The 26,457-nt window shown below is 50.8% G+C and carries 27 protein-coding genes and 1 pseudogene; 9 read left to right on the forward strand and 19 right to left on the reverse strand.

What is annotated here, in order from left to right; translation table 11 throughout:
* Positions 1-45 precede the first annotated feature (45 nt).
* Positions 46-567, forward strand: coding sequence for a superoxide dismutase [Cu-Zn] SodC (gene sodC, locus ACUU1M_RS00335; RefSeq protein ID WP_005075094.1), 522 nt, complete (start codon positions 46-48; stop codon positions 565-567).
* On the opposite strand, the pseudogene ACUU1M_RS00340 reads toward sodC, so the two are convergent.
* The 3 genes and pseudogenes from ACUU1M_RS00340 to ACUU1M_RS00350 form a co-directional block, all read right to left on the reverse strand.
* Positions 568-2,580 (reverse strand): annotated as a pseudogene (locus ACUU1M_RS00340) (FUSC family protein).
* Positions 2,580-3,437, reverse strand: a complete 858-nt coding sequence (locus tag ACUU1M_RS00345; protein WP_449144634.1) for an efflux RND transporter periplasmic adaptor subunit — start codon at positions 3,435-3,437, stop codon at positions 2,580-2,582. Before ACUU1M_RS00345 ends, ACUU1M_RS00340 begins: the two are co-directional and overlap by 1 nt.
* Before the next feature lie 2 nt (positions 3,438-3,439).
* Entirely contained in the window at positions 3,440-3,676 is a 237-nt protein-coding gene (locus tag ACUU1M_RS00350) for a DUF1656 domain-containing protein (RefSeq protein WP_000670998.1), read from the reverse strand.
* A 200-nt stretch (positions 3,677-3,876) separates the two neighbouring features.
* On the opposite strand from ACUU1M_RS00350, the gene slyA reads away from it, so the two are divergent.
* On the forward strand, positions 3,877-4,311 hold the full coding sequence (gene slyA, locus ACUU1M_RS00355; RefSeq protein ID WP_005075086.1) for a transcriptional regulator SlyA: 435 nt from the start codon (positions 3,877-3,879) through the stop codon (positions 4,309-4,311).
* A gap of 46 nt (positions 4,312-4,357) precedes the next feature.
* Here the strand turns inward: slyA and slyB are convergent, their stop codons facing one another.
* Positions 4,358-4,825 (reverse strand): outer membrane lipoprotein SlyB, encoded by a 468-nt coding sequence (slyB, locus tag ACUU1M_RS00360; RefSeq protein ID WP_000597196.1) that lies wholly within the window; start codon positions 4,823-4,825, stop codon positions 4,358-4,360.
* A 273-nt stretch (positions 4,826-5,098) separates the two neighbouring features.
* Between slyB and anmK the strand changes: the two genes are divergently transcribed.
* The 5 genes from anmK (at position 5,099) to pdxY (ending at position 9,675) form a co-directional block, all read left to right on the forward strand.
* Positions 5,099-6,208 (forward strand): anhydro-N-acetylmuramic acid kinase, encoded by a 1,110-nt coding sequence (gene anmK, locus ACUU1M_RS00365; protein WP_000835067.1) that lies wholly within the window; start codon positions 5,099-5,101, stop codon positions 6,206-6,208.
* A 97-nt stretch (positions 6,209-6,305) separates the two neighbouring features.
* Positions 6,306-6,635, forward strand: a complete 330-nt coding sequence (mliC, locus tag ACUU1M_RS00370; RefSeq protein WP_000178043.1) for a C-type lysozyme inhibitor — start codon at positions 6,306-6,308, stop codon at positions 6,633-6,635.
* A 58-nt stretch (positions 6,636-6,693) separates the two neighbouring features.
* Positions 6,694-7,350: a pyridoxamine 5'-phosphate oxidase gene (gene pdxH / locus ACUU1M_RS00375; protein WP_001282319.1), complete on the forward strand. Its 657-nt coding sequence runs from the start codon at positions 6,694-6,696 to the stop codon at positions 7,348-7,350.
* Positions 7,351-7,478: 128 nt separating this feature from the next.
* The gene (tyrS, locus tag ACUU1M_RS00380) at positions 7,479-8,753 is read left to right on the forward strand and encodes a tyrosine--tRNA ligase (RefSeq protein ID WP_001367866.1); all 1,275 of its coding nucleotides are present in this window, start codon (positions 7,479-7,481) and stop codon (positions 8,751-8,753) included.
* A 58-nt stretch (positions 8,754-8,811) separates the two neighbouring features.
* Complete coding sequence (gene pdxY / locus ACUU1M_RS00385) at positions 8,812-9,675, forward strand: pyridoxal kinase PdxY (protein WP_000977228.1); 864 nt, start codon at positions 8,812-8,814, stop codon at positions 9,673-9,675.
* A 43-nt stretch (positions 9,676-9,718) separates the two neighbouring features.
* Here the strand turns inward: pdxY and gstA are convergent, their stop codons facing one another.
* The 12 genes from gstA to blr all read right to left on the reverse strand — a co-directional run bounded on the left by gstA (position 9,719) and on the right by blr (position 19,861).
* Positions 9,719-10,324: a glutathione transferase GstA gene (gstA, locus tag ACUU1M_RS00390; protein ID WP_000765761.1), complete on the reverse strand. Its 606-nt coding sequence runs from the start codon at positions 10,322-10,324 to the stop codon at positions 9,719-9,721.
* 104 nt (positions 10,325-10,428) lie between these two features.
* The gene (gene dtpA / locus ACUU1M_RS00395) at positions 10,429-11,931 is read right to left on the reverse strand and encodes a dipeptide/tripeptide permease DtpA (RefSeq protein WP_000100945.1); all 1,503 of its coding nucleotides are present in this window, start codon (positions 11,929-11,931) and stop codon (positions 10,429-10,431) included.
* 610 nt (positions 11,932-12,541) lie between these two features.
* A complete protein-coding gene (nth, locus tag ACUU1M_RS00400) occupies positions 12,542-13,177 on the reverse strand; it encodes an endonuclease III (protein ID WP_001030328.1) in 636 nt (211 codons plus the stop codon).
* Complete coding sequence (gene rsxE, locus ACUU1M_RS00405) at positions 13,177-13,872, reverse strand: electron transport complex subunit RsxE (RefSeq protein WP_152028913.1); 696 nt, start codon at positions 13,870-13,872, stop codon at positions 13,177-13,179. The genes nth and rsxE overlap by 1 nt, the downstream gene beginning before the upstream one ends.
* A gap of 3 nt (positions 13,873-13,875) precedes the next feature.
* Positions 13,876-14,496: an electron transport complex subunit RsxG gene (gene rsxG / locus ACUU1M_RS00410; protein ID WP_000920784.1), complete on the reverse strand. Its 621-nt coding sequence runs from the start codon at positions 14,494-14,496 to the stop codon at positions 13,876-13,878.
* A gap of 3 nt (positions 14,497-14,499) precedes the next feature.
* Positions 14,500-15,558 carry an electron transport complex subunit RsxD gene (rsxD, locus tag ACUU1M_RS00415; protein WP_000231929.1) on the reverse strand — a complete coding sequence of 353 codons (1,059 nt, stop codon included), beginning with the start codon at positions 15,556-15,558 and terminating at the stop codon, positions 14,500-14,502.
* Positions 15,559-17,493: an electron transport complex subunit RsxC gene (gene rsxC, locus ACUU1M_RS00420; protein ID WP_152028912.1), complete on the reverse strand. Its 1,935-nt coding sequence runs from the start codon at positions 17,491-17,493 to the stop codon at positions 15,559-15,561.
* Positions 17,486-18,064, reverse strand: a complete 579-nt coding sequence (rsxB, locus tag ACUU1M_RS00425; protein WP_000991808.1) for an electron transport complex subunit RsxB — start codon at positions 18,062-18,064, stop codon at positions 17,486-17,488. The genes rsxC and rsxB overlap by 8 nt, the downstream gene beginning before the upstream one ends.
* Entirely contained in the window at positions 18,064-18,645 is a 582-nt protein-coding gene (gene rsxA, locus ACUU1M_RS00430; protein ID WP_000133204.1) for an electron transport complex subunit RsxA, read from the reverse strand. Before rsxA ends, rsxB begins: the two co-directional genes overlap by 1 nt.
* A 76-nt stretch (positions 18,646-18,721) precedes the next feature.
* Positions 18,722-19,162, reverse strand: coding sequence for a DUF2569 domain-containing protein (locus ACUU1M_RS00435; protein WP_152028911.1), 441 nt, complete (start codon positions 19,160-19,162; stop codon positions 18,722-18,724).
* Between the two features lie 85 nt (positions 19,163-19,247).
* Positions 19,248-19,463 (reverse strand): transcription modulator YdgT, encoded by a 216-nt coding sequence (ydgT, locus tag ACUU1M_RS00440; RefSeq protein WP_000217950.1) that lies wholly within the window; start codon positions 19,461-19,463, stop codon positions 19,248-19,250.
* Positions 19,464-19,735: 272 nt separating this feature from the next.
* Positions 19,736-19,861 (reverse strand): division septum protein Blr, encoded by a 126-nt coding sequence (blr, locus tag ACUU1M_RS00445; RefSeq protein WP_001300888.1) that lies wholly within the window; start codon positions 19,859-19,861, stop codon positions 19,736-19,738.
* A gap of 242 nt (positions 19,862-20,103) precedes the next feature.
* On the opposite strand from blr, the gene ACUU1M_RS00450 reads away from it, so the two are divergent.
* The gene (locus ACUU1M_RS00450; protein WP_001282525.1) at positions 20,104-21,144 is read left to right on the forward strand and encodes an oxidoreductase; all 1,041 of its coding nucleotides are present in this window, start codon (positions 20,104-20,106) and stop codon (positions 21,142-21,144) included.
* Between the two features lie 35 nt (positions 21,145-21,179).
* Here ACUU1M_RS00450 and add read toward each other — a convergent pair whose 3' ends face one another.
* From add to malX, 3 genes are all read right to left on the reverse strand, one after another.
* On the reverse strand, positions 21,180-22,181 hold the full coding sequence (gene add / locus ACUU1M_RS00455; protein WP_152028910.1) for an adenosine deaminase: 1,002 nt from the start codon (positions 22,179-22,181) through the stop codon (positions 21,180-21,182).
* A gap of 103 nt (positions 22,182-22,284) precedes the next feature.
* Entirely contained in the window at positions 22,285-23,457 is a 1,173-nt protein-coding gene (gene malY, locus ACUU1M_RS00460; protein ID WP_000459410.1) for a bifunctional maltose regulon transcriptional repressor/cystathionine beta-lyase MalY, read from the reverse strand.
* 9 nt (positions 23,458-23,466) lie between these two features.
* Positions 23,467-25,059: a PTS maltose transporter subunit IICB gene (gene malX / locus ACUU1M_RS00465; RefSeq protein WP_152028909.1), complete on the reverse strand. Its 1,593-nt coding sequence runs from the start codon at positions 25,057-25,059 to the stop codon at positions 23,467-23,469.
* Positions 25,060-25,233: 174 nt separating this feature from the next.
* Between malX and malI the strand changes: the two genes are divergently transcribed.
* Positions 25,234-26,262 (forward strand): mal regulon transcriptional regulator MalI, encoded by a 1,029-nt coding sequence (gene malI / locus ACUU1M_RS00470; RefSeq protein ID WP_152028908.1) that lies wholly within the window; start codon positions 25,234-25,236, stop codon positions 26,260-26,262.
* Positions 26,263-26,457: the final 195 nt, after the last annotated feature.

The raw sequence follows: 26,457 nt of genomic DNA on the forward strand, positions 1-26,457 counted from the left end.
CACTGGTTTACACTTATTCAGGAATGCACAATGAACGGAGGTCCTATGAAACGTTTTAGTCTGGCCATTCTGGCGCTGGTTGTTGCGACCGGCGCACAAGCTGCCAGTGAAAAAGTCGAGATGAACCTCGTCACGTCGCAAGGGGTTGGGCAGTCAATTGGTAGCGTCACCATTACTGAAACCGATAAAGGTCTGGAGTTTTCACCCGATCTGAAAGCATTACCCCCCGGTGAACATGGCTTCCATATTCATGCCAAAGGAAGCTGCCAGCCAGCCACCAAAGATGGCAAAGCCAGCGCCGCGGAATCCGCAGGCGGGCATCTTGATCCACAAAATACCGGTAAACATGAAGGGCCAGAAGGTACCGGGCATTTAGGCGATCTGCCTGCACTGGTCGTCAATAATGACGGCAAAGCTACCGATGCCGTCATCGCGCCTCGTCTGAAATCACTGGATGAAATCAAAGACAATGCGCTGATGGTCCACGTTGGCGGCGATAATATGTCCGATCAACCTAAACCGCTGGGCGGTGGCGGTGAACGCTATGCCTGTGGTGTAATTAAGTAATTACGAGGCCAGCGTACCTTGCGGTGGTGCTTGCTCAAGTTGCGAAAGCGAGCAGTACAGCCGCCAGACAATTGCCGCCAGCTCACGGGCGGCAGGTTGATGATGACGGGCAAGGCTGTCGCAAATCCGCTGTAATTCTTCAAGTGTGGCCGCCAGTGATTTTTGCTGAACGCCACGCTCACTCATCACTCCCCGCAACAGTGAAATACAGTTATCCCGTACTCGCGATAACGGATCGGAACGCGATTCCCAGTCGCGCAATTGCCAGACAACATGAGAACAGTTCAGCAGCACTACACCCCAGCGTAATAACCAACGGCGAGCCAGCGCATCCTAGCTGTTACTCAACTGACTGACGTGATGATAAGTGAGCGATTCAAATTCGCTTTCACTCAGTGTTGGATGGCGGCTTAGCTGATCGACAAAATCCCGGCGCAGCGCGCGAATATGGCGGCGGCTTTTACGAGCATCCGATCCTGGACGCAGAATGGCGAACGCTAGCCAAGCCAGCGCAACGTCAACGATTTTTGCCAGATTATCGTTAAGAAAATCAGCAAAATCATACACCGGGGGATTAGTGACAGCGATAAACGGACCCATAAAAACAATCAGTTGCCCCCACAGTGCGGCAAATTTGGGCATCTGCAATTTAAGAAGCTGCATTGTCGCCAGCAGTGGAAAGAGAAACAGTAAAAATTGCCACAGATCGCTAATCTGGACCATCAGGCCAAATTTGACCACAAAGCTGAATAGCGAAAGTAACACCAGCGTGCGCATCAGCAGTGACAACGACCTAAACGGTGCTGCGACGGCGGAGTAGAGTACGCAGCTAATTGCTGCCAGCGTTAATGCATTGGCACCGGCATCCCATTGCGATGCAATACTCCATGCGCCAATCATCATCAACGTACAAAATGTACGCAGCCCGCTCCACATAGCTTCGGCGTTGTCGGTATGACGAGCCAGAGCGGATGTCCGTGCGAGTCTGGCATGATCATCTACACCGCTTTGCAGACGATGTAATTCCTGACTACTTTGCAGATAAAGGCGGCAAAAATAACGTAGTCGCTGCCAGAAGGCGACGTGCCGGTAGTCGGCGACGTTGGTCGGGCGTAGCGGGGCGATAATACGTGCGACGGTGTAAGCATCTGTTTGCGAACTGGCGAGCGCCGTCAGCAATTGTTCGAGAATTTCTCGCGTGGCACCTGGCGGTGAGGGCCAGTTGAGCAACATACGTCGCAGGCTGGAGATGACACTGGTCATACGTAATTGCTGGTGGAGTAGCGCATTAAGGCGCGCGTTTTGCTGGCGAAAACGATAGTGGCTCCAGAAAGCCTGGATACGCAGCAAATTCATGGTCAGTATCTGCCCAATCACCCCCTCATGTGCTGCACGAATGGCATCGTTTGTTTCAGGCTGCCAGAGTAAACTGGCATGTTCCAGTAATCGGGCGTGCATGTTTTTCAATGCAGTTAAAAGGGCAGTAGCATCGGAACTGCTAGGCAGGATCATCATCATCATGCCGCCGCACAAAATACCGACTATCACCTCGCAAACGCGCGCCTGAGCGATATCCCACAGCTGGCTGGCCTCAGTAATATTAACCATCGGAAAGGCGATGATGGCAGCCGTGTAGCCCGCCAGTTGAAATGCATACGCGACGTTATTCGTGAAGTGCGCACAGACCTAGGTACAAAAGCCAAGCCACGCCGACATGCTCAATAGAAAAAACCACGGCTCATTGAGCGTATGTCCGGCAAGAAGCAGTGCCGCAATGGCTCCCAGTAAACTGCCAGCGATGCGTCCGAGGCTTTTGCTGATGACACCGCCAACGGTGGGAAAGCTAACCACTGCAGCCGAGGTCATCGCCCAATAGGGTTCATCCAGATTCAAATAATAGGCAACCGTCAGCGCCAGACACATGGCAATGGTATTGCGTAACGCATAACGCCATTGCGCCAGCGTGGCCCTGAACCAGGGCAAATTGCGCAAGGACCATGACGATGCGTTCATTATTGACCTACGGCAATTCTACAGGTGGTGCCCGACACCAGCGTGACATCGCCTGGAACTTTATCCAGCGCAAAGCGGACGGGAACGCGTTGGGCGAGACGAACCCAGGGGACGTTAGGTTTCACATCCGGAATAAGGCTTGAGTCACTTTCAACGCTCTGATCATAAATCGCCCGACCGATACTGGAAACGTGACCCTGTAACGTTTTGTTATCACTATAGAGGGTAATTTGTGCTGGTGCACCTTCGCGGATATGGCGCAACTTGGTTTCTTCAAAATAACCAATGACGTAAAACGAGTGGCTGTCGACAAGGGCAAACAGCGGTTTCCCGGTGTCAGCGTAATCGCCGATGCGGGTAGTGAGGTTAGTCACCCATCCACTCACCGGGGCGCGAATTTCCGTTTGCGCCAGTTGCCATTGTGTCTGTTTCAGCGTCGCCTGTGCGGCATTAACACTGGCCTGCATCGCTTTAACATTGAGGTTAGCGGTATCGAGTTCTTCGGCAAAAATAAAATTTTGTGAGAGATGACGACGACGATTCGCTTCGTTATTGGCTTTTGCGAGGTCAGATTGCGCTTTCGCCAGCTGAGCCTGTGCGTTCAGCTCGGCGATCTGAAAGGGCGTTTTATCGATCGTGAGCAGAAGTTCCCCCGCGTTAACCAGTTGGTTGTCTTTTATATTCAGCTCAACAATACGTCCCGACACCTGTGGGGTGATAGAAACCTGTTCTGCGCGTATTTTCCCGTCGCGTGTCCACGGAGATTGCATGTAATAATTCCACAGCCACCATCCGGCAAGAACCGCAACTATCGCTACAATGATTGTTGAGAAATACTTAATTGTTTTAATTGACATAGTTACCACGCAATCAGTATTGCCAGAGCAAGGCAAACGCAAATCGCAAACAGCGATAAATCCATTAACAAGGGATGCCAGATGTCACCGGCGTAGATCCAGCCACGAAGCAGGCGGTGTACGACAAGCCAGATGACGAATCCAAACGCGAATGCTTTGAAAAACGGAGGAAAATAGACGGACGCACCGAACACCAGATCTTGTAAGGGCAATCCTGTTGCATTGAGCATAAACTTCACAAAGTAGATTCCTTTACGACCGAATATATTGCGTTAGATTAATAAATATTCTTTAAGTGCGAAAAATTTACGCGCAATTTCTGAAAAATATGTCTGACGGTAACCAAATGCAGCAATACATTTGTTTTAGCAATACAATTGCTGCACACTATTCTAAAAGCCGCATAATATCTTAGCAAGCTAATTATAAGGAGATGAAATTGGAATCGCCACTAGGTTCTGATCTGGCACGGTTGGTGCGCATATGGCGTGCTCTGATAGACCATCGCCTGAAACCGCTGGAGTTAACACAAACCCATTGGGTTACGTTACACAATATCCATCAGTTACCTCCAGACCAGTCGCAAATTCAACTGGCAAAAGCGATTGGCATCGAGCAGCCATCACTGGTCCGTACTCTGGACCAACTGGAAGAAAAAGGGTTAATTTCGCGTCAAACTTGTGCCAGCGATCGTCGGGCTAAACGTATTAAACTGACGGAAAAGGCAGAGCAACTGATCAGCGAAATGGAAGCTGTTATTAACAAAACCCGCGCGGAAATATTACATGGCATCTCCGCAGAGGAACTGGAGCAACTGATTACGCTCATCGCAAAACTTGAGCATAATATCATTGAGTTACAGGCCAAAGGGTGAAATGAAGGGGGCGTGTGGTCAGTAACCTGACCACACGCAAACTTATTTAGCGCGGAGAAACGGTCACCTGACTGCCATTGCTGGCCAGTACGACACGTTGGCCCGGAGAGAAACGAGTGTTGCCTTGTTTCTGTACCACCATGATGGTATTACCATCGTCTTTACGAATTTCCAGCTCGACACCCTGCGTTTTGTTCATTGCACTCTGTACGCCCTGACCAGCTACGCCACCTGCAACAGCGCCTGCTGCAGTAGCCAGAGAACGCCCGGTTCCGCCACCAACAGTATTCCCCAGGAAACCACCAAGAACAGCACCGCCAATTGCACCGATAACGTTGGAATCATCACCGCCCTGAATCTGTACCGGACGTACGTTAACGATGGTGCCATAGCTGACATTCTGTACTTGTTTCGCTTCAGAAGCGGTATAAACATCCCCTGACAGGGTGTCGTTATTAACACAACCGACAAGAGACAGACCTACCATTGAAACAACCAATACGCGTTTAATCATTGAAAAATCTCCTGTTCACCATGAAACGCCACGCAAGCATCCCTCATGGTCAAAGTATATGGCATATGTGAATCCATGGTTACATGTTCTACCAAATATGAGCAAATCATAATGAAAGTAGGATCAACCAATTATAAACAAAACATTCATGATGATTATTGATTTGAAGATAATGTTTTACTACCAACGGTAAAAATCGGTCATTCCGCATGGTATTCACGAAAAGTTTATGTTTGAGTGGTGCGCAAACGTCAGATTGAAAAAGGATGAACTATGAAATCGGGCCGCTTTATTGGCGTTATGTCAGGCACCAGCCTTGATGGTGTTGATGTTGTGTTGGCGACAATTGATGAACACCGGGTCGCACAGCTGGCAAGCTTGAGCTGGCCGATCCCGGTGTCTCTGAAACAGGCTGTACTGGATATTTGCCAGGGCCAGCAGCTTACACTTTCGCAGTTTGGACAGCTTGATACTCAACTCGGGCGACTTTTTGCTGATGCGGTCAATGCCTTGCTTAAGGAACAAAACCTGCAGGCGAGAGATATAGTTGCGATCGGCTGTCACGGTCAAACCGTCTGGCATGAACCGACGGGCGTGGCACCACACACTTTACAGATTGGCGATAACAATCAAATTGTGGCACGCACCGGAATTACGGTTGTCGGTGATTTTCGCCGTCGCGATATTGCCTTGGGAGGACAAGGCGCACCGCTGGTACCTGCGTTCCATCATGCCTTGCTGGCTCACCCAACCGAGCGACGAATGGTACTCAATATTGGCGGCATCGCCAATCTGTCACTGCTCATTCCTGGGCAGCCGGTTGGCGGCTACGATACCGGTCCTGGTAACATGCTGATGGATGCCTGGATCTGGCGTCAGGCAGGTAAACCTTACGATAAAGATGCCGAGTGGGCACGGGCGGGTAAAGTTATTCTCCCACTGCTGCAAAATATGCTCAGCGACCCGTATTTCTCGCAACCTGCACCGAAAAGCACCGGACGCGAATACTTTAACTACGGCTGGTTGGAGCGCCATTTACGCCATTTTCCGGGTGTTGATCCCCGTGATGTTCAGGCCACACTGGCAGAACTCACCGCCATGACCATTTCTGAACAAGTTTTGTTGAGCGGTGGCTGCGAACGATTGATGGTATGTGGTGGAGGTAGTCGTAATCCGCTACTCATGGCGCGTCTGGCGGCATTACTGCTAGGCACAGAAGTCACCACCACCGATGCCGTTGGCATTAGTGGCGATGACATGGAAGCATTGGCTTTCGCCTGGCTTGCCTGGCGGACGCTGGCGGGATTACCAGGAAATCTGCCTTCCGTCACTGGCGCAAGCCAGGAGACGGTACTGGGGGCTATTTTCCCCGCCAACTCGTGATATCAGAATTAACTGAATTTTTTCTTATCGTGTCTGCCGTTACACTTGGAAGATTAAGGAGGGTATTTGCCCTCCGGACCAGGAAAGTCTTCGGGATATGACTATGAAAAAACTGTTAATTATCATTTTGCCGGTCCTTCTCTCCGGTTGTAGCGCCTTTAATCAACTGGTTGAGCGAATGCAAACCGATACGCTGGAATACCAGTGTGATGAAAAACCGTTGACGGTCAAACTGAATAATCCGTGCCAGGAAGTCAGTTTTGTTTACGATAATCAACTACTGCATCTCAAACAGGGCCTTTCAGCCTCTGGCGCGCGTTACTCCGACGGGATCTATGTTTTCTGGTCGAAAGGTGAGGAAGCGACTGTCTATAAACGCGACCGCATCGTCTTGAATAACTGTCAGTTACAAAATCCACAGCGTTGAGATTTTTCCAGGGGCGGCGCACAATAGCATCACCCACTGACAATCCGTAAAGAAAACCATGTCTGATAACGACGAATTGCAGCAAATCGCGCATCTGCGCCGTGAATACACCAAAGGCGGGTTACGCCGCCGCGATCTTCCCGCCGATCCATTAACCCTTTTTGAACGTTGGCTCTCTCAGGCTTGTGAAGCCAAACTGGCGGACCCTACCGCGATGGTGGTCGCTACCGTGGATGAACATGGTCAGCCTTATCAGCGCATCGTTTTACTCAAACATTACGACGAAAAAGGCATGGTGTTTTACACCAACCTCGGTAGCCGTAAAGCACATCAAATTGAAAATAATCCGCGCGTTAGCCTGCTGTTCCCGTGGCATACCCTTGAACGGCAGGTGATGGTGATCGGTAAAGCAGAACGACTTTCGACTCTCGAAGTGATGAAATATTTTCATAGCCGCCCGCGTGATAGCCAGATTGGTGCATGGGTTTCGAAGCAGTCCAGTCGCATTTCTGCCCGCGGTATCCTTGAAAGTAAATTCCTGGAGCTGAAGCAGAAGTTTCAACAGGGCGAAGTGCCATTGCCGAGCTTTTGGGGCGGTTTTCGCGTCAGCCTTGAACAGATTGAGTTCTGGCAGGGCGGTGAGCATCGCCTGCATGACCGCTTTTTGTACCAGCGTGAAAATGATGCGTGGAAGATTGATCGTCTTGCACCCTGAAAAGATGCAAAAATCTTGCTTTAATCGCTGGTACTCCTGATTCTGGCACTTTATTCTATGTCTTTTTCGCATCTGGCGAAAAGTCGTGTACCGGCAAAGGTGCAGTCGTTATATACATGGAGATTTTGATGGCAAGCAGTAACTTGATTAAACAATTGCAAGAGCGGGGGCTGGTAGCTCAGGTGACGGACGAGGAAGCGTTAGCAGAGCGACTGGCGCAAGGCCCGATCGCGCTCTATTGCGGCTTCGATCCTACCGCTGACAGCTTGCATTTGGGGCATCTTGTTCCATTGTTATGCCTGAAACGCTTCCAGCAGGCGGGCCACAAGCCGGTTGCGCTGGTAGGCGGCGCGACGGGTCTGATTGGCGACCCGAGCTTCAAAGCTGCCGAGCGTAAGCTGAACACCGAAGAAACTGTTCAGGAGTGGGTGGACAAAATCCGTAAGCAGGTTGCCCCGTTCCTCGATTTCGACTGTGGAGAAAACTCTGCTATCGCGGCGAACAACTATGACTGGTTCGGCAATATGAATGTGCTGACCTTCCTGCGCGATATTGGCAAACACTTCTCCGTTAACCAGATGATCAACAAAGAAGCGGTTAAGCAGCGTCTCAACCGTGAAGATCAGGGGATTTCGTTCACTGAGTTTTCCTACAACCTGTTGCAGGGTTATGACTTCGCCTGTCTGAACAAACAGTACGATGTGGTGCTGCAAATTGGTGGTTCTGACCAGTGGGGTAACATCACTTCTGGTATCGACCTGACCCGTCGTCTGCATCAGAATCAGGTGTTTGGCCTGACCGTTCCGCTGATCACCAAAGCAGACGGCACCAAATTTGGTAAAACTGAAGGCGGCGCAGTCTGGTTGGATCCGAAGAAAACCAGCCCGTACAAATTCTACCAGTTCTGGATCAACACTGCGGATGCCGACGTTTACCGCTTCCTGAAGTTCTTCACCTTTATGAGCATTGAAGAGATCAACGCCCTAGAAGAAGAAGATAAAAACAGCGGTAAAGCACCGCGCGCCCAGTATGTACTGGCGGAGCAGGTGACTCGTCTGGTTCACGGTGAAGAAGGTTTACAGGCGGCAAAACGTATTACCGAATGCCTGTTCAGCGGTTCTTTGAGTGCGCTGAGTGAAGCGGACTTCGAACAGCTGGCGCAGGACGGCGTACCGATGGTTGAGATGGAAAAGGGCGCAGACCTGATGCAGGCGCTGGTCGATTCTGAACTGCAACCTTCCCGTGGTCAGGCGCGTAAAACTATCGCCTCCAATGCCATCACCATTAACGGTGAAAAACAGTCCGATCCTGAATACTTCTTTAAAGAAGAAGATCGTCTGTTTGGTCGTTTTACCTTACTGCGTCGCGGCAAAAAGAATTACTGTCTGATTTGCTGGAAATAATGCATTAAGTGGAAAGGGGGAGTGAGAAATCACTCCCCCTGGTTTTTATACAGGGAACATGATGAAAAATATTCTCGCTATCCAGTCTCACGTTGTTTATGGTCATGCGGGTAACAGTGCGGCAGAGTTTCCGATGCGCCGCCTGGGCGCGAACGTCTGGCCGCTGGACACCGTTCAATTTTCTAATCACACCCAATACGGCAAATGGACTGGCTGCGTGATGCCGCCCAGCCATTTAACCGAAATTGTGCAAGGCATTGCCGCCATTGATAAATTACACACCTGTGATGCCGTATTAAGTGGCTATCTGGGATCGGCGGAGCAGGGTGAACATATCCTCGGTATCGTCCGTCAGGTGAAAGCAGCGAATCCGCAGGCGAAATATTTTTGCGATCCGGTAATGGGTCATCCGGAAAAAGGCTGTATCGTTGCACCGGGTGTCGCAGAGTTTCATGTGCGGCACGGTTTGCCTGCCAGCGATATCATTGCGCCGAATCTGGTTGAGCTGGAAATACTCTGTGAGCATGCGGTAAATAACGTCGAAGAAGCGGTTCTGGCAGCGCGCGAACTCATTGAGCAAGGGCCACAAATTGTGTTGGTTAAACACCTGGCGCGAGCTGGCTACAGCCGTGACCGTTTTGAAATGCTGCTGGTCACCGCCGATGAAGCCTGGCATATCAGCCGTCCACTGGTGGATTTTGGTATGCGCCAGCCGGTAGGTGTTGGTGATGTGACGAGCGGTTTACTGCTGGTGAAACTGCTTCAGGGGGCAACGCTGCAGGAGGCCCTGGAACATGTGACCGCTGCAGTCTACGAAATCATGGTGACCACCAAAGCAATGCAGGAATATGAGCTGCAAGTGGTGGCTGCTCAGGATCGTATTGCCAAACCAGAACATTACTTCAGCGCAACAAAGCTCTGAAATATCTCATTTCGGCCTACAACGACCTGTGGGCCGATGGCTATTACTTTAAGCCTTCCGCTGACAGCGCGTCTTGTACTTCCGGACGTTCAGCCATACGTTGCATAAATGCCGCAATGTGCTCTAACCCTTCCAGATTCAGTTTCACCGCGTATGCCCAGCGCAGAACCGTAAACAGATAGGCATCAGCAATTGTAAATCTTTGCCCGCAGATCCAGTGCTCATCCTTCAGTGCCTCGTTCACATATTGCAGCTTCTTATCCAGCTGCGCGCGAACTGTCGGTTTGTACTCTTCCGGTGTATCTGGGCGAAACAGAGGTGTGAAACCTTTATGCAGCTCGGTGGCGATGTAATTCAGCCATTCGATGGTTTTATAGCGGGAAATACTGTTTACCGGTGCCAGCAACTGGCGGTCGGGGACGCTGTCGGCAAGATACTGCATAATCGCAACGCCTTCCGTCAGCAAAGTACCATCGTCCAGCAGCAATGCAGGCACCTGCCCCTTAGGGTTAACGGAAAAGTAATCGTCACCGTTTTCGAGACGTTTTTTCATTAAATCCACACTGACGAGCGTAAAATCCTTTCCGCTCTCACGCAGGGTGATATGGGAAGCGAGAGAGCAGGCGCCCGGTTTGTAGAACAATTTCATCGGTAACTCCTTTTGTCTGTGGTTTAAAGTATGGTAGTGCGTTGCTGAACAAAAAAAAGCCGCTAACGAAAAGTTAGCGGCTTGTAAAAGAGTTTCCCTGAATTTTACGCTACAGTAGCTTTCGCCGCTTTGTCTGCAGCGTCATCCTGCGTCATGCGGTGCAGTTTAGGCGCGGTCAGCAGCATCAGTACTGCAATAACGGCAGTAGCGACACCAATCTGCAAGAATACGCGACCATAGACTTCCAGTGACATCAGCGGGTCGGTAACGTTATCCGGCACAGCCATCATACCCGCAACATAACCACCAATCAGGTTTGCACCGGCAGTGGTCAGGAACCAGCTACCCATAATGAAGCCCATCAGACGCTGCGGAACGAGTTGTGCAACCATTGCCAGACCCAGACCAGAGATCATCAGTTCCCCGATGCTCTGCAGGCCATAGCTTGCGACCAGCCAGCTGACAGACACGATACCTGCGTCAGACGCGAATTTCGCACCCAGCGGCAGAATCAGGAACGCACCAGAACACATCACCATGCCGATTGCAAACTTGGTTGGCATCGGCAGGGTATCACCCATCTTGTTATAGATAGCGGCCAGAATCGGACTACCGATGATGATCCAGAACGGGTTCAGTGCCTGATACTGCTCAGGTTCTACGGCCAGACCCAGAATGGAGTGCTCAACGTTACGAATCGCAAAGAAGTTCAGTGACGTTGGCATCTGGCTGTACAGCACGAAGAAGATGATTGCTTCGAGCATCAGGATGAAGGCAACGATCATTTTACGACGCGCAGCACCTTTCATCGCGAAAGCTTCTTTACCGAAGATAACCACAATACCGAAGGCAACAACGCCCAGCGCCATACGCGCAACTTCCTGATTGTGCAGTAGCCAGGTGGCAACAGCGATCAGCGCCACAACACCAATAATGGTCAGCAACAGGTTACGGTAGTTGACTGGTTCAAAGTCTGGTTTTGAACCGTACTGTTTAACCCAGCGTTGGCAGAAGGCGAAGTTAACGATAGTGATCAGCAGGCCTACAACGCTCAACGCAAACGCAACACTCCAGCCGTATTTCGCGGCCAGCCACGGGGTGGCTATCATAGAGAAGAAAGAGCCGATGTTGACGGACATGTAGTACATGGTGAATGCACCGTCCAGACGTGGGTCGTTTTTCTCATAGCATGTAGAAAGCAGAGAAGACGGGTTAGCTTTAAACAGGCCGTTACCGACCGCAATAGCCGCCATACCCATATAAACAATACCGGCGTCGTGACCAGACCAGGCAACCAGAGCATAACCAATCGCCAGCACAATAGCGCCGAGCATAATTACGCGTTTAGTACCCAGTACCTTGTCACCTAACCAGCCGCCGATAGCGACCAGACCATAAACCAGGGCACTAAAGGAAGAGAAAAGGGTGATTGAATCCGCTTCAGACATACCCAGTTGTTTAACCAAGTAAACAGCCATAATTCCTTGTAGGCCGTAATAACCAAAACGTTCCCATAACTCAATCGAGAAGATGAGATAGAACGCCTTCGGTTGTTTGAAAGCGTTCAAACTGACGCTTTCAGTTGGTTTTTGGTTTGCAGTGGACACTTTTACCTCTTTTTTTACATCCCATATTAACGGGGGTGCTTTCTCGCGTTATGTCTAAAAAACATACGCGCAATTGTTATAGTGGGAGGGGAAACGGCAGGTAATGTTCACTATCTTGCACTTTCAGACAAGTCCTTTGTAATAATCTGTTACATATAACTGAGGCGGGGAATTCAACCATTCCGGGAAATGTTATCCAGCGTTAAATTTTTCAAAAAACGTAACGGCAGATTTTTTCACTGCATTGAGAGGGGGATGATGGCTTGACGGCGATATGTTCTGCTATTTAGCGTTTTTCCTAGTGAGATAGTCCAGTTTCTGAAAAATAGCCAGTGTAATGTTTTGCAGGTCAATATTTGTTGCGTGTGTAAATTTAAATCATTTTAACCTGATTCTTGCAATGTTTTTACATTGCCACAGCATCGTGATCTTGATCACGAATGAATAGAAAATTTCGCTATTAAAAAAACAATTAACCTGCATTTTTGGTTATCCGCAAACGGATTACCTGATGATAACGCTAAGCAATGGCATCATTGACGTTAAAAAGATGTTTTAAAAGAGGATAAAGAAAGGTTATCAATGGGGTAATCGGTGTTACCCCTTTTCTTCAGATGTCAACTTTCTCTTTGTATTCACAAAGATCTTCAATAATACAAGAGCCACAGCGGGGCTTGCGGGCAATGCAGGTATAACGCCCGTGCAGGATCAACCAATGGTGGCAGTCGACTTTAAACTCTGCCGGAACCACTTTCAGTAGCTTTTCTTCTACCTGTTCGACGTTTTTCCCCGGCGCAAATTGAGTACGATTACAAACGCGGAAAATGTGCGTGTCGACAGCAATAGTCGGCCAGCCGAATGCAGTGTTTAATACGACGTTGGCTGTTTTACGACCTACGCCGGGCAGGGCTTCAAGCGCAGCACGATCTTCCGGAACCTCGCCATTATGTTGTTCCAGTAATATACGGCAGGTTTTGATGATATTTTCTGCTTTGCTGTTATAAAGGCCAATCGTTTTGATATAGGTTTTCACCCCTTCAACGCCCAGTTCAAGCATCGCTGCAGGCGTATTCGCCACCGGGTAGAGTTTCGCCGTCGCCTTATTAACACTGATATCGGTCGCCTGAGCGGAAAGCAGTACGGCAATCAGCAATTCAAAAGGCGAACTGAAATTAAGCTCGGTGGTGGGATGAGGATTGTTCTCACGCAGGCGAGTGAGGATCTCCAGACGTTTTGCTTTGTTCATCAGACATTCCCTGTTTCACCGTTTGGCAATGCACGTTCGGCAGCTGCTTCAGCACGGCGCTTTTTCATTCTTTCATCAATCAGGTATTTTCCTGCCAGCATCAGTCCCAAGCCAATAAATGCACCTGGTGGCAGAATCGCCAGCAGGAAAGGGGAGTCGGTGTGGAAAATCTCCACGCGTAATACTTTTGCCCAGCTACCTAACAGCGCATCTGCACCGTCAAACAACGTGCCATTGCCGATAATTTCGCGTAGTGAACCCAGCACGAACATGGCGCAGGTTGCGCCCGTACCAATTGAAAAGCCGTCCAGTGCCGAAAGCGCCGGACCTTTTTTGGCGGCGAAGGCTTCAGCGCGGCCCACAACGATACAGTTAGTGACAATCAGCGGAATAAAAATCCCTAATGATTGATACAGGCCAAAGGCGTAGGCGTTGATCAGCATCTGTACAGCGCTGACCACCGAGGCGATGATCATCACGTAAATGGGAATGCGGATCTCGGCTGGCGTCCAGTGACGCAGCGTCGAAATGGTCAGGTTGGTCAGCGTCAGTACCAGCGTAGTCGCAAGTCCTAAACCCAGAGCGTTAGTGGCAGTGGACGTGACCGCCAATAGCGGACAAAGGCCGAGCAGTTGGACCAGTGCAGAGTTGTTTTTCCACAACCCCTGAACAATAACGTCTTTAATTTCGCTCACGCTTTATTCTCCACAGGCAGGAAGTTGAGAAAGTTGTGCCGGTAACGTCTGAGCGTACAATCCGGCGCGTTTTACCGCATTAACCACCGCGCGGGGAGTAATCGTCGCGCCGGTGAACTGGTCGAAATCACCACCATCTTTCTTCACCGCCCAGTGCGCATCATCCGCACCACTGATTTTTTTTCCCGCAAAATGGGTGATCCAGTCAGAAAGGCGCAATTCGATTTTATCGCCAAGCCCTGGCGTTTCGTGGTGCTCTGTCACGCGCGTGCCAAGTACCGTGCCATTAAAATCGGCTCCCACCAGCAGCTGAATCGCACCGGAATAGCCATCTGGCGCGGTTGCTTCCAGAACGGCGGCTACCGGTTTGTCATCCTGTTTGGCGATGTAAACCCGATGCTCACCTTTACCTAACTCTGGCGCAGTTACCAGATAGCAACTCTGTGCGAGCGCATTGTTATAGCGTTCGGCTGGCAGCACCTGATCAAATAACGCCTTTTGTTGCAGACTGGCCTGTTCAGCAATTGTCGTTTTGGTCATCTGGTTGATGGCCGCAGTTAACCCTGTAGAACCCGCTGCAAATAGTGCCAGTGTAATGCCGTGTTTTCGGATAGTTTTCAGCATGGTTTACCCTTTGCGATGGCCGTAGACGCGCGGACGCGTGTAGTAATCGATCAGAGGAACCGTGATGTTCGCCAGCAGGACGGCAAAAGCCACGCCGTCAGGATAGCCGCCGAAACTGCGGATCAACCAGACTAATAAGCCCGCCAGCGCGCCGAACATCAGCCGACCACGATTGGTCGTAGAAGCAGTAACTGGGTCAGTCAAAATAAAGAATGCGCCGAGCATAGTCGCACCAGACAGCAGATGAATTTGCGGTGCTGCCAGTGTTTCTGGTGAGAACAACCAGCCCAACGTTGCGCATAACGCCAGCGTTACTAAGAAGCTGAGGGGAATATGCCAGCGAATCGCTTTCTGCCATAGCAACCACACGCCACCAGCCAGCCAGGCGAGATTTACCCATTGCCAACCAGCGCCCGCCAGAATACCGCTGTAGATCGGATATTGCATAATCTGTTCAACCGAATGACCTGCGCGGACAGAGGTTTTGAATGTATCCAGCGGTGTCGCCTGACTAATGCCATCAATACCTAAGCGTAGCGTATTCATATCACCACCACTGGCGGTATGACCGCTGAAAATAACCTGTATGGCGTCGATAAAACCAGGGATGTTGACCGCAATTTCATGTGGCGGTAACCAGCTGGTCATCTGCACCGGGAAGGAGATCAGTAAGACCACATAACCAATCATTGCCGGATTAAACGGGTTTTGCCCCAGACCGCCATACAACTGTTTAGCGATGATCACCGCAAACACCGTACCCAGTACGACCATCCACCATGGCGCTAGGGGGGGAATACTTACCGCCAGCAATAAGCCTGTCAGCAATGCTGAGTTATCTTTCAACGTTGCGGCTACCGACTGCTTGCGTAGTTTGAGTACGAGAGCTTCGGCTAACAGAGCACTGACCGACGCCAACAGGATCTGAACGAGAGTACCCCAACCAAAAAACCACAGTTGCGCTGCGATTCCTGGCACGGCTGCGAGCAACACCAACAGCATAATGCGCGATGTCTGGCGCTGGTTATGGGTATAAGGGGAGCTAGCTATTCTGAATACCATTTAGTCCTCGTTTACAACCTTTTGCTGGGCGGCTTTTTTGGCCTGAACGCGGGCAATAGCCGCTTCGACGGCGGCTTTGCGCGGATCGACCTGTTCTTCTGGTTCCGCATTAGCCTGTTGCTGTTCCAGCTTGCGCGCTTTGGCACGGGCAATAGCGGCTTCGACGGCGGCTTTGCGCGGAACGACCTGTTCTTCTGGTTCCGCATTAGCCTGTTGCTGTTCCAGCTTGCGCGCTTTGGAGCGGGCGATAGCTGCTTCAACGGCAGTTTTACGTGGTTCAGCAACGGTTGCTGCGTCGTTAGTTTGCTCCAGTTCTGCCTGTTTCGCTCTGGCTTGCGCTTTACGGGCTTCCCGTGCTGCAATAATTGCACTGTTATCCGGGCGTTCGTCCGCTTTAATCACAATAGGCTGTGTAGCCTGGGCCTGTTTCTCTTTCACCCGCGCCAGAGCGGCAGCAATCGCATCTTTATCTTTGGCTGCAGGTTGAACGGCTGCGCTCTTATGTCGTTCAAGGCGAGCCGCTTTTTCGCGCTCCAGACGAGCCTGGCGCGCTTCGAAACGCGCTTTGGCTTCTGCGGCGCGCTTTTCTTCCTGACGAATAGCCGCAATTTCAGCTTTTTCCTGACGGAAATATTGCACCAAGGGAATATTGCTCGGGCAAACCCACGCGCAAGCCCCACATTCAATGCAGTCGGCAATGTTATGCGTGGTAGCTTTATCGTGTTGCTGACCTTTGCTGAACCAGTACAACTGTTGCGGCAAAAGATCCACAGGGCAGGCGTCAGCACAGGCGCTACACCGGATGCAGCTTTGTTCTTCCTGTGGTTCGCCAAGTTCATTGGCAGAGGGAGCCAACAGACAGTTGGTAATCTTTACGACCGGGACATCCAGCCATGGCAAGGTAAAGCCCATTAGCGGGCCACCCATAATCACCATTTGATCGGCAGAGGGGCAGAATCCGGCATCATTCAATAAATGACGCACTGGCGTCCCCAGCCGTGCCCAGACGTTGCCTGGGCGAGCGATTGCTTCGCCAGTCAGGGTTACAACACGCTCGGTAATCGGCTCGCCATCAATAACGGCACGTTTCACTGCATAAGCAGTGCCGACGTTTTGCATTAATACGCCGATATCGGATGAACGCCCGCCATGTGGAACCTGCTTCCCGGTCAGAATGTAGGTTAATTGTTTAGCACCGCCAGAAGGATATTTGGTTGGAATCACCCGCAGAGAAATATCGTTAGAGTCCGCCAGCACCGCGCGCAGCATGGAAATCGCCTGCGGTTTGTTATCTTCAATGCCGATAAGAATTTCGCGTGGCTGCAGAATATGCGCAAGAATGCGAATACCCTCTACGACCTGAGCCGCGCAATCCTGCATCAAACGGTCATCGGCGGTAATGTACGGCTCGCACTCAGCAGCGTTGATAATCAACGTTTCAATCTTATCTCCACCACCCTGCAATTTAACGCCTGTCGGGAATCCGGCACCGCCCAGCCCGGCAACACCAAACTGATGTATGCGCTCGATTAACTCTTCGCGACTGCGAGAGCGATAATCGACCCAGCCGTCGCGCGGGATCCAGCAGTCTTCACCATCGGCATCAATAATCACGCTTAATTCAGCTAAAGCTGAAGGATGAGCCGTAGAGTGGGGCGCAATAGCCGTAACGGTACCCGAGGTGGGCGCGTGAACAGGCAGCATTTTGCCGCGACCACGGGTAAGCGGCTGGCCGCGCAATACTTTATCGCCGACGCTAACGCACAACTCACCTTCAGCGCCAATATGCTGTTTCAGTGGAATAACAAAACGCTGCGCCAGTGGTACCTGGCGCAGGGGGGTACCGTTGGACTGGGTTTTCATCTCCGGTGGATGGATGCCGCCGTTGAAATCCCAGATTTTATTTTTTCTGAATGCAGAGAATAACTTAAGCATGGTGTTCCACGGGAATGATACGCACGGGAATGGTGTTCAGATCCCATTTCCAGGAGTCAGGTGTTTCTGCGACCGGTTGCAACGAGATGCAGTGCGTCGGGCACGGATCAACACATAAATTGCAGCCCGTACAGAGATCACTTATTACCGTATGCATGGCACGGGTAGCGCCAACGATGGCGTCTACCGGACAAGCCTGAATACATTTAGTGCAGCCAATACAGTTATTTTCATCAATAACCGCCACCATCCGCGCAGGCGTTAGCTCTTGCGCTTCGCCATCCAGCGGCTGCGGCTCGACATTAAGCAACTCGGCAATTTTTAGCATCACAGCTTCGCCACCTGGGGCGCAACGGTTGATTTTTTCACCGTTACAGCTGATGGCTTCCGCGTAGGGGCGACAGCCGGGATAACCGCACTGACCACACTGGCTCTGCGGTAAGATTTCGTCAATTTTCTCAACGACCGGATCGTCTTCCACCGCAAAACGGCGGGAGGCATAACCCAGAATGGCGCCAAACGCCAGGCCCAGCAGGCTCACGGCGGCAACGGCAATCCAGATAGCATTCATTACAACTTCACCAAACCACTAAAGCCCATAAAGGCCAGAGACATAAGACCTGCGGTAATTAACGCAATGGCATTACCGCGAAAAGGTGCCGGGACATCAGCCACAGCAAGGCGTTCGCGGATGGCGGCGAAGAGCACCATCACCAGCGAGAAACCGACAGCGGCGGAAAAACCGTACAGCGCCGACTGCAAGAAATTGTGCCCGAGATTGATATTCAGCAACGCCACGCCGAGCACTGCACAGTTGGTGGTGATAAGCGGCAAAAAAATCCCCAGCAGACGGTAAAGCACCGGGCTGGTTTTGCGCACCACCATCTCGGTGAACTGCACGACCACAGCAATCACCAGAATAAATGCCAGGGTGCGCAGGTAAATCAGATTAAGTGGGATCAAAATCCACGTATCGATAAGCCAGGCGCAAATAGACGTCAGCGTCATCACAAACGTTGTTGCCAGCCCCATGCCCATCGCGGTTTCCAGTTTTTTGGAAACCCCCATAAACGGACAGAGACCGAGAAACTTGACCAGTACAAAGTTATTGACCAGTACAGTTCCGACAAACAGTAACAGGTAGTCAGTCATTTTTCGGCCTGAAATAAAAAAGCCGCCTATTATCCGTTAATCCAGAGCAGGCGACAACAGGTTAACTGTAAGGTTATTACGGATTCACAAACGTCGCTTTTACCCGCGACGAGCGTTTGAAATAGGGGACGATCAATGCGGTTGCCAACAAAGTAAACAGCAACTGGCGAACGGCTATGCCAACTTCCACGGGTGAAAAAGCTAATGCTTTTACTGCCAGCAATACGGAAATAAGCAGCCAGATAATATAGTGTTTAGGAACACAACGCCGACGTTTAAAGAAAGCGATGGTCAACCACAGTGTGTAATACCACATGGCGATAGCGGTAATAAAAGAAACGCCCCATAAGATTTGTGTCGTCAGTGCTTGTCCGCCGAGCGTTTGAAATGTTTGCGGAGAAGATAACGCAGCGGTATACAGCAACAACGCCAGCGTCGTACTCAACAGAGCGACTAAAAGCCAGGCCAACGGGCCAAGCAACCAGCCTCCAATACGTTGTGGCGTTGTGGTGGTCATAGGTTCTCCAGAATAGCGACGCAAACAGGCAAATCTAATTTTAGGGGCGTTATTATAAGGCTTTTATAACCGATCGCTACTTTCTTTATTGGACATAGTGCCAGACGGACTTCGGTACCTGGCCGAGGTCAAACAAACGCCCGCCAGAAACCAGCTCTGCGCGACGGTGATCGGCAGCACGATACATATTGATCAGTTCCTGATCGTCCGTCAGGGTGTAATTAAGATGGTCGTAGAGTTTTTCCAGACTTTCGAGTGAACTGATTTTGCGAAATTTTAATAAGTAGTCCTGAACAGTCATAAAAGGTCCATAAAATAATTAATACCAAAGGGGTAGGTATTATTAGTGATGATAAAATTTCACCAAAAGTGAACGCTTGTGTTATTACAATAATAAGAATGCGCTGATGGCAAATATTCAGGGATGAAAAACTGCTCTGAAAAGAGTAACGCGCTTTACTATCCCTGACAATCACCAACAACATCGAACAAGATAATAAATTCCTGGTTTAATATCCGACAAGTGAAAACATGCACCCGGACGGGCAGCATGTCGCTCCACAAGTGCAGAGCTTACTTGTGTTGTACCGAAGCACTCTGTTCAGGTGGCTGATAGTTGTCAATGTGACTCGCCACGCCAAGAAGAATGACTGAAACGACAAGAACGATCCAACCTGTTAATTCAATAAGACGATTCATTACAGCCCACATCTCTCTTGATTGATCCATTAACTTCAGGGGGTAAATGTTACTTAGCAATAATAGCTCCAGCAAGATTTTTACTGAGGTTTTTGCGATATTTAGCTTTTGTCGTTGGAAAATTCGCTATTTTTTTGACTTAAGTTAAACAACATCCCTTATTGCTGGCAGGTTATTAAACTGTTGAGCGTGGGCAAAGGATAGTGTCAAATAGCCATCATACTTCAATGAGAGGCAATGACATGAGCGACAACATCCGTGTTGGGTTGATTGGGTATGGTTATGCGAGCAAAACCTTCCATGCGCCCCTGATTGCGGGCACGCCCGGGCTGGAACTGGCGGTAATCTCCAGCAGTGATGAAACAAAAGTAAAAGCCGACTGGCCAACGGTTACGGTTGTCTCTGAGCCGAAGCATCTGTTTAACGATCCCAACATAGACCTGATTGTCATTCCTACACCCAACGATACCCATTTCCCGTTAGCCAAAGCGGCGCTTGAGGCGGGTAAACATGTGGTCGTTGATAAACCCTTTACCGTGACACTGTCACAAGCGCGAGAGCTGGATGCGCTGGCAAAAAGCCTGGGGCGTGTGCTGTCTGTATTCCATAACCGTCGTTGGGATAGCTATTTCTTGACGCTAAAAGGTTTGCTCGCGGAAGGCGTGCTGGGTGAAGTTGCTTACTTTGAGTCTCATTTTGACCGCTTCCGTCCGCAGGTGCGCGATCGTTGGCGTGAACAGGGCGGCCCAGGCAGCGGTATCTGGTACGATTTAGCACCGCATCTTCTTGATCAGGCCATTACGCTATTTGGTTTACCGGTCAGCATGACGGTAGATTTGGCACAGTTACGGCCCGGAGCGCAGTCGACCGATTATTTCCACGCCATCTTGTCCTATCCACAGCGGCGAGTCATTTTACACGGTACCATGCTGGCAGCCGCTGAGTCAGCACGGTATATCGTGCATGGATCCCGAGGCAGTTATGTGAAATATGGCCTCGATCCACAGGAAGAACGTCTGAAAAATGGCGAGCGTCTGCCGCAGGAAGACTGGGGCTACGATATGCGTGATGGCGTACTTACCCGCGTGGAAGGTGAGGAACGTGTCGAAGAAACGCTGTTGACGGTGCCTGGGAATTATCCGGCTTACTATGCGGCGATTCGTGATGCGTTAAATGGCGATGGTGAAAATCCGGTTCCGGCAAGCCAGGCAATCCAGGTAATGGAGTTGATTGAGCTGGGCATCGAATCCGCCAAACATCGCGCGACGTTGTGCCTTGCGTGAAAAATGGATGGTGCAATTTGCACCATCCATTTTTGTTACTTCGCGGCGACTTTTTCTCGCAGTGCGCGTTTTTCCTCTGCGCTGAGGAAAGCCATTTCCAGACCATTAATCTGTGCCTGGCGGATTTGCTCACGGGATAACCCAGCAGCTGGCGCGGCAACGGTATATTCGTGAATGATATCCACTCCCTGTACGCCGGGATCGTCAGTGTTAATGCTGGCACGAATGCCATGCTCAAGGAACGTTTTCAGCGGATGTGCAGCCAGCTCTGCTACGGTGCTGGTCTGAATATTGGAGGTCAGACAGGATTCAATACCAATTTGTTGCTCGGCGAGAAAATCCATCAGCGCCCGATCTTCAATGGCTTTTACGCCATGTCCAATACGCTCCGCACCCAGTTCACGAATCGCCTGCCAGATGCTTTCCGGCCCGGCAGCTTCGCCTGCATGGACGGTAATATGCCAGCCCGCATCACGCGCGCGGTTGAAGTGAGAAAGGAACAGACTTCCCGGGAATCCAAGTTCATCACCAGCTAAATCAAGTGCGGTAATCTGGTCACGGTGGGCTAAAAAGGCCTCCAGCTCTTGCTGACAGGCGGCTTCGCCGAAGGTTCTGCTCATAATGCCGATAAGCTTCGCCTGCACACCAAAGGTGCGGCAACCTTCACGTACGCCATCGATCACCGCTTCGACAACACCCGCTACAGGCAGCTTATGTGCCATTGCCATGTAGCCTGGTGAAAAACGCAGCTCGACATAGTGCAGGCCGTTACAGGCTGCATCTTCAATGTTTTCAAATGCCACGCGGCGGCAGGCATCAAGAGAGGCGAGAACTTTAACGCCCCAGTCAAGTTTGGTCAGAAAGCTCACCAGATCGGGTTCGTTGGCAATGACCTGAACGTGGGGAATCAGTGTTTCAAGGGATTGTGCAGGAAGCGAGATATTATACTGGCGGCCAAGTTCAAGAATGGTCTGGGGACGAATGTTGCCATCAAGGTGGCGATGGATATCAGTTAATGGCAGGGTGGTATCAATCATGGTCGCACTCTTTTTCTGGATATAAAAGTGCGCACCATTATAAAAACAAAGCAGGGTAAAAATCCACGATTGCGCAACGATTTTTTACGTTGCGCAATTGGGGTTAGCGAACAGCGCGGATGGCGTTTATTAATCCAGCCACACCTTTTTCCAGTTTCGAACGTGGGCAGCCGGCATTGAGACGGACAAAACCACGACCTTCTTCACCATAGGTATACCCCGGCATGATCGCGACTTTTTCTTGCTCGATAAGCGCTTTTTGCAACGCGTTGTCGTCAATATTCAACGGACGTAGATCAAGCCAGGCCAGATAAGTGGATTGCGGGATCTGCCAGTTGAGTTCAGGAAACGCGGCGTTCATTTTATCTGAGATATACGTCAGGTTATCTTTCAGATAGACGCGTAAGGCATCCAGCCACGGTGCACCTTGCTGATAGGCGGCGATATGGGCAGTTAACGCCAGTACCGAAGGGGAAGAAAGCCCATCACGTCCTTTCAGTGCCGATAAATAGGCATCACGGCTGCTGCTATTTTCTATAATCCCGTAAGCACCGGTCAGCGCGGGAATATTGAAACTTTTCGATCCCGACGTCAGCAACGCCCAGTCTCCCCGCGCCACATTACTCCAGGGAATATGCGGCTGCTCGCCCCAGACCATATCCATATGGATTTCATCGGAAATAACCCGCACATCATGACGCTCGCACAGGTCAGCCATGATCTCCAGCTCATCGCAAGTCCACACTTTCCCGGTAGGATTCTGTGGGCTACACAGGAGCATAATTTTACATTCTGGTTTCGCCAAAACGGCTTCCAGCTTGCCCATATCGCAAAACCAGCCGTCAGCCTGCTTCTCTAAAGCAACGGGCATTACTGTGCGCTGGTTACCTTCAATGGCCTTGTAAAATGCGTCATAGGCGGGCGTGTGGATCACCACGCCTTCACCTGTTTCAGACCACTGACGAATCAGTTCTGAAACCATATAGATGACAGAAGGGCCATACACCACCGTCTGCGTATCAATTGCGGTGTAATGCTGGGTGGAAAACCAGTGGGCAATAGCCGCGAGAAACTCATCGTTTTTCCAGCGGCTGTAGCCAAATACGCCGTGCATCAGGCGCTGATTCAGCGCCTCGATAATGCAGGGGGCAGTGGCAAAATCCATGTCTGAAATCGTGAACGGTAACAGGTCAGCAGTGCCGAAACGGTCAGCGACATAATCCCACTGTGTACACCATGTGCCATGACGATCCACGACCTTTGAAAAATCGAACATATCTTATCCTTATGCCTGGACAGTATGCATCAGACCGGCCATTTCATCTTTTACTGACTGAACTTGTGGCCCGATAACAACCTGCAGGTTATGTTGATTAAGTTGTACTACGCCAATTGCCCGATTGTCCTTCAGTGCCTGCACATTAACAAGCGACATATCTTCCACAGACAAACGCAGACGGGTAATGCAGTTATCGAGGCTGACAATATTGTCGGCACCGCCTAATGCTTCGAGGATTGCAGGAACGTTGTAACCTGATTTACCCAGCGCACCGGCAACGGCTTTTTCGATTGAGCTGGCAACTTCGCTATCGCGCCCCGGGGTTTTCAGATTGAAGCGGGTGATAGCGAAACGGAAGATGACGTAGTAAACGACAAACCAGATTGCCGCCACCACTGGCACCATGTACCACTTGGTTGACAGACCATGCAAAATACCGAACACCACGAAGTCGATGATATTGCCGTCGGTATTACCGATGGTGACGCCGAGCACAGACATGACGGTGAAGCCGAGGCCGGTTAACAGCGCGTGGATGACATACAGAACTGGCGCTACGAACAGGAACAGGAATTCCAGCGGTTCGGTAGTGCCGCCAACGACGCAGGCGATCAGGCCAGAAATCAGCAGACCTTTAATTTTATGGCGATTTTCCGGGCGCGCGCAGTGATACATAGCTAACGCTGCACCTGGCAGACCGCCGAGAAACGCAGGCATTTTACCTTGCGAAAGGAAACGCGTGACGCTTTCAGAAAAACCGTGAGTGGTCGGGCAACTCAATTGCGCCTGGAAGATGGTCAGTGCGCCGCTGACGGTTTGACCGCAGACCTCCTGCGTGCCGCCTGCGTCGGTAAAGCGAATTAATGCCACCAGAATGTGATGCAGACCAAACGGCAACAGCAGACGTTCACCGGTACCAAACAGCATCGGTCCGAAATCACCCGCGCTGTTTATCATATGGCCCAAGCCGCTAATACCCATGGCGAAAATCGGCCAGACTAATGGAATCACCAGGCCGACAAGGCCCATCACCAGCGAGGAGATAATTTGTACGAAGCGCGTACCGCCGAAGAATGCCAGCGCATCCGGCAGGCGGATATTATGGAAACGCTCATGCAGCATCCAGACGATAATACCGGCGATCACCGCACCGAGGATCCCGGTATCGATCGACTGGATCCCAAGAATGCTCTGGATGTTATTGGCTTTCAGAACGGCGGCATCTGTGGTTGGCAGAATGCCTTTATTGGTCAACCAGAAGTTTACCGCGAGGTTCATTACCGCATAACCGACGAAGCCAGCGAATGCCGCTACGCCTTTATTTTCGCGTGCCAGGCCCAGCGGGATGGCGATACAGAACATGACAGGCAGGAAACTAAAAGCAAACGAGCCAATCTTACTCATCCAGGTAAAGATAGCCTGCAACACGGGGTTGCCCAGGACCGGGATCAGGGTTATGACATCATGGCTGCTAAGAGAACTACCAATGCCGAGCATAATGCCGCAGAACGACAATAATGCCACGGGTAACATGAAGGTTTTGCCTAACTGCTGGAAGAACTCCCACAGCGTGACTTTCGGTGCTGTTTTCGCCGTCATAAAACGACTCCTCGTAGAGAACAATCTGGATTCAGTAAATTGCGCGAGAAGATAAAACGTTTTATCAAATTTTAGTGAGTCATAAATCACATTACGCAACGATAATAGCGGGTATAAGATAAATAAAAGGTAAAACGTTTTATCTGTCGCATAATCAGGGAGTAGGTCATCTGCATGGCTACCGCCAAAAAAATAACCATTCATGATGTTGCGCTGGCTGCGGGCGTGTCGGTAAGTACCGTTTCGCTGGTGCTTAGTGGCAAAGGGCGAATCTCTACCGCCACAGGAGAACGCGTTAACGCCGCCATTGAAGAGCTGGGATTTGTGCGCAATCGCCAGGCGTCGGCGCTGCGCGGCGGGCAAAGCGGCGTCATTGGTTTGATCGTCCGTGATTTATCTGCGCCGTTTTACGCCGAATTGACGGCCGGATTGACGGAAGCTCTGGAAGCGCAGGGACGGATGGTTTTTTTGCTTCACGGCGGTAAAGACGGCGAGCAGCTGGCACAGCGGTTTTCACTGTTACTGAATCAGGGTGTCGATGGTGTGGTAATTGCCGGGGCTGCAGGAAGCAGCGATGACCTGCGGCGGATGGCAGAAGAAAAAGCTATCCCGGTGATTTTCGCTTCCTGTGCCAGTTATCTTGATGATGTTGATACGGTTCGCCCGGACAACATGCAGGCTGCACAGTTGTTGACGGAGCATCTCATTCGCAATGGGCATCAGCGGATCGCCTGGCTGGGAGGGCAAAGTTCCTCATTAACCCGTGCAGAACGGGTGGGGGGCTATTGTGCAACTCTACTAAAATTTGGCCTGCCGTTTCACAGCGATTGGGTGTTGGAGTGCACTTCCAGCCAGAAGCAAGCCGCGGAAGCTATCACGGCGCTTTTACGTCATAACCCGACCATCAGTGCCGTGGTTTGCTATAACGAAACTATTGCGATGGGGGCATGGTTTGGTTTGCTGAAAGCAGGGCGGCAAAGCGGGGAAAGCGGAGTCGATCGTTACTTTGAGCAACAGGTTTCGCTGGCGGCATTTACCGATGCGACACCAACCACACTTGATGATATACCTGTTACCTGGGCCAGCACGCCAGCGCGGGAACTTGGTATCACACTTGCGGATCGCATGATGCAAAAAATCACCCATGAAGAGACGCATTCACGCAATCTTATTATTCCCGCCCGGCTCATTGCGGCGAAATAATCCTCTCTTTATCTGCTATACTTGGTAGTGTCCTTTCCTCAAGGTTAATGATAAAAAATGTGGCACACAGGCGGTTAATGCCGATCAGTTAAGGATCAGTTGACCGATCCAGTGGCTGTGTAAGAATCCGGAAACGCTCACTTGTTTCCAGATTTTTTTATGCACATTGGACAGGCTCTTGATCTGGTATCCCGT

The organism is Shigella sp. SIG6, assembly GCF_053555815.1.

Bases quoted from the DNA above. Each gene is read 5' to 3' on its own strand.
- sodC (WP_005075094.1), top strand. From the start codon at position 46: ATGAAACGTTTTAGTCTGGCCATTCTGGCGCTGGTTGTTGCGACCGGC.
- ACUU1M_RS00345 (WP_449144634.1), bottom strand. From the start codon at position 3,437: ATGTCAATTAAAACAATTAAGTATTTCTCAACAATCATTGTAGCGATA.
- slyB (WP_000597196.1), bottom strand. From the start codon at position 4,825: ATGATTAAACGCGTATTGGTTGTTTCAATGGTAGGTCTGTCTCTTGTC.
- anmK (WP_000835067.1), top strand. From the start codon at position 5,099: ATGAAATCGGGCCGCTTTATTGGCGTTATGTCAGGCACCAGCCTTGAT.
- mliC (WP_000178043.1), top strand. From the start codon at position 6,306: ATGACTATGAAAAAACTGTTAATTATCATTTTGCCGGTCCTTCTCTCC.
- pdxH (WP_001282319.1), top strand. From the start codon at position 6,694: ATGTCTGATAACGACGAATTGCAGCAAATCGCGCATCTGCGCCGTGAA.
- tyrS (WP_001367866.1), top strand. From the start codon at position 7,479: ATGGCAAGCAGTAACTTGATTAAACAATTGCAAGAGCGGGGGCTGGTA.
- pdxY (WP_000977228.1), top strand. From the start codon at position 8,812: ATGATGAAAAATATTCTCGCTATCCAGTCTCACGTTGTTTATGGTCAT.
- gstA (WP_000765761.1), bottom strand. From the start codon at position 10,324: ATGAAATTGTTCTACAAACCGGGCGCCTGCTCTCTCGCTTCCCATATC.
- nth (WP_001030328.1), bottom strand. From the start codon at position 13,177: ATGAACAAAGCAAAACGTCTGGAGATCCTCACTCGCCTGCGTGAGAAC.
- rsxG (WP_000920784.1), bottom strand. From the start codon at position 14,496: ATGCTGAAAACTATCCGAAAACACGGCATTACACTGGCACTATTTGCA.
- rsxD (WP_000231929.1), bottom strand. From the start codon at position 15,558: ATGGTATTCAGAATAGCTAGCTCCCCTTATACCCATAACCAGCGCCAG.
- rsxC (WP_152028912.1), bottom strand. From the start codon at position 17,493: ATGCTTAAGTTATTCTCTGCATTCAGAAAAAATAAAATCTGGGATTTC.
- rsxB (WP_000991808.1), bottom strand. From the start codon at position 18,064: ATGAATGCTATCTGGATTGCCGTTGCCGCCGTGAGCCTGCTGGGCCTG.
- rsxA (WP_000133204.1), bottom strand. From the start codon at position 18,645: ATGACTGACTACCTGTTACTGTTTGTCGGAACTGTACTGGTCAATAAC.
- ACUU1M_RS00435 (WP_152028911.1), bottom strand. From the start codon at position 19,162: ATGACCACCACAACGCCACAACGTATTGGAGGCTGGTTGCTTGGCCCG.
- ydgT (WP_000217950.1), bottom strand. From the start codon at position 19,463: ATGACTGTTCAGGACTACTTATTAAAATTTCGCAAAATCAGTTCACTC.
- blr (WP_001300888.1), bottom strand. From the start codon at position 19,861: ATGAATCGTCTTATTGAATTAACAGGTTGGATCGTTCTTGTCGTTTCA.
- ACUU1M_RS00450 (WP_001282525.1), top strand. From the start codon at position 20,104: ATGAGCGACAACATCCGTGTTGGGTTGATTGGGTATGGTTATGCGAGC.
- add (WP_152028910.1), bottom strand. From the start codon at position 22,181: ATGATTGATACCACCCTGCCATTAACTGATATCCATCGCCACCTTGAT.
- malY (WP_000459410.1), bottom strand. From the start codon at position 23,457: ATGTTCGATTTTTCAAAGGTCGTGGATCGTCATGGCACATGGTGTACA.
- malX (WP_152028909.1), bottom strand. From the start codon at position 25,059: ATGACGGCGAAAACAGCACCGAAAGTCACGCTGTGGGAGTTCTTCCAG.
- malI (WP_152028908.1), top strand. From the start codon at position 25,234: ATGGCTACCGCCAAAAAAATAACCATTCATGATGTTGCGCTGGCTGCG.